Raw genomic sequence first — 2,071 nt, 5'->3', positions numbered from 1 at the left:
GTATTTTTTAGTAAGGGTTATGTTTATCCTGAACTTCGGTTTGAATTCGATTTTATTTTTGAACTCGGCACTTATGTTTCTATAGCCAATGCTTATTCCGTTTGGATGTTGATTTGGTTCTTTGTGTTCTGGAAGCCAAACTATCTACATCAACAATCAAAAGATAAATCTGAGGAAGAAGATTAGCCCTCGAAAAATTTTCCGAGGGCTACTTATCCTACACCCACTTCACCATTTCAACCATCGCATGTGGATAAGTTTTTCCTAATTCAATTCCAAACTCTTTCAATTTAGCTGTGGATAAGTCCTCCGGTTGATGGATGTTAAAGCCATTAATCGAGGCTAGCTCCGGTATCCAAGCTCTTACAAAATCTCCCTCTTTATCGTAATTTTTTCCTTGCCGGATTATGTTAAAATACCGATTCTCTCTTGGATCATTACCTACGCCTGCCACATACATCCAATTCCCCCAATTGGAACATACATCGTAATCGATCAGTTGACTTTCGAAATAGCTAGCACCCCAGGTCCAATCTATATTCAAATCATTTACTAGAAAACTTGCCACATTTTGCCTGCCTCTATTCGACATAAACCCTGTGGTATTCAATTCACGCATATTGGCATCTACAAAAGGGACTCCCGTCTTCCCCTCACACCAGCGCTGAAAATCAGCACTATCCCTTCGCCAGGAGTCCATTTGTTTCTTAATTCCATCGATTTGGAAAACAGCGTTTCCATGTTTTTTGCATATAAATCGAAAATAATCCCGCCAGATCAGTTCGAATATCAACCAATACGTACTCTCATTCTTTATTCGCTCTCTCTCGTAGCGCTTCACTTCTTCGAAGATTGTTCTTGGAGAAATACAGCCCAAAGTAAGCCAAGGAGAAAATTTAGAACTGTAATCAAATCCAAGCAATCCATTTCTGGTTTCCTTGTAATTTTTTAGGAGATTCTTTTCCCAAAAATAGGACTGAATTCGCCTGAGACCTGCGTCTTCACCACCAACCAACTCTACATAAGCAGACGCCGGTTCAGGCTCCTTCAATCCAAAGTGAGAATATTCCGGGAAGTCGCCATTACTGAAAATGGTATCCGTTCCGGGATATTTTATAGTAAGCGGCGCTGGAAACGTTCGCCGGACTTCAACAATTTTCTCCAAGCTTTTTCTAAACTGTGTAAAAACTTCTGGAGTTTGGGCCACAGGAAAGGGCAAATCATCGCTGTGAAAAAGGGTACTCTGCCAAAAGCTTTCGGTTTGAATTCCCTTTGCCCAAGCTGACTTTTCCAAGGCTATTTCTACCCCGACTTCCTCCGATGTTACTTCTTGACTAAAGAAGATCTTCTCTACCGAATACTTTTCCCCAATTTCAATCAACTTTTCTTCTGGCAATCCTTGGGCAATTATCAAATCGGCACCGAGTTCTTGAAGTCGAATTCGTAACTGCCGAAGGGACTCTACTAAGAATTGAAATCGAAATGCGCCTGTTTTGGGAAACCCTAAAGCTGTCTTCTCAAACATCCTCGGGTCAAAACAATAGATCGGCAAAATTTCCGCCGCCGACTGGGTTGCTTTTACCAAGGTCTCATTATCAGTGACTCTGAGATCGTTTCGAAACCATACGATTGCCCGTTTACATTTCATATTGCCCCAACAGCTTGTTTAATTCAAGTGTTTTGAGGAATCATGAAAAAAATATTATTTAAAAATTCCTACTTTGAATTTTCAATCATCAGTTCATGAAACACTCTCTTTTACTATTTCTAGGTTCAATCCTTATTTTTTCTTGCGCCAGCCCAAGCTCACCAAATCAAGAACTTTGGGAGAGCCTTGCTGATTTGTCACAACTCCAAGGCAAAGAAGCCTACTTGAAAAGCCCTTATACAACGGCAGGAGATCGGCTCTACCTCATCGGAAATCAAGACGGCACATTCCCTGATTTGGGCTGGCATGTAGAAGGAGAGATGGGGGGAATTTGGATGCATCCTATTAAACTTATGGACGGATTCACCGTCGCCGTGAGCAGTGAAGGAACAAGCATTTGTCTCGAAAAGGGCAACTCATTTA

Annotated in this window: 2 protein-coding genes and 1 pseudogene; 2 read left to right on the top strand and 1 reads right to left on the bottom strand. The window is 41.3% G+C overall.

Annotated elements, in window-relative coordinates; genetic code table 11:
• Nucleotides 1-186, top strand: a 186-nt coding sequence (locus Q0L68_RS19910) for a hypothetical protein (RefSeq protein WP_296705989.1), incomplete at its 5' end; no start/stop codon positions are given.
• A 31-nt stretch (nucleotides 187-217) separates the two neighbouring features.
• Here the strand turns inward: Q0L68_RS19910 and Q0L68_RS19905 are convergent.
• On the bottom strand, nucleotides 218-1,648 hold the full coding sequence (locus Q0L68_RS19905) for a DASH family cryptochrome (protein WP_296705987.1): 1,431 nt from the start codon (nucleotides 1,646-1,648) through the stop codon (nucleotides 218-220).
• 95 nt (nucleotides 1,649-1,743) lie between these two features.
• Between Q0L68_RS19905 and Q0L68_RS19900 the strand changes: the two are divergent.
• Nucleotides 1,744-2,071, top strand: a pseudogene (locus tag Q0L68_RS19900) (glycogen debranching protein); the annotation flags it as partial.

Source organism: Algoriphagus sp. (assembly GCF_024642405.1).
In the GTDB taxonomy this organism is placed as follows: Bacteria; Bacteroidota; Bacteroidia; order Cytophagales; family Cyclobacteriaceae; genus Algoriphagus.
Note: the sequence above shows the minus strand (reverse complement) of the source record. Positions and strands in the feature narration are given on the sequence as shown.

Coding starts and splice junctions, on each gene's coding strand:
- Q0L68_RS19905 (WP_296705987.1), bottom strand. CDS start 1,648: ATGAAATGTAAACGGGCAATCGTATGGTTTCGAAACGATCTCAGAGTC.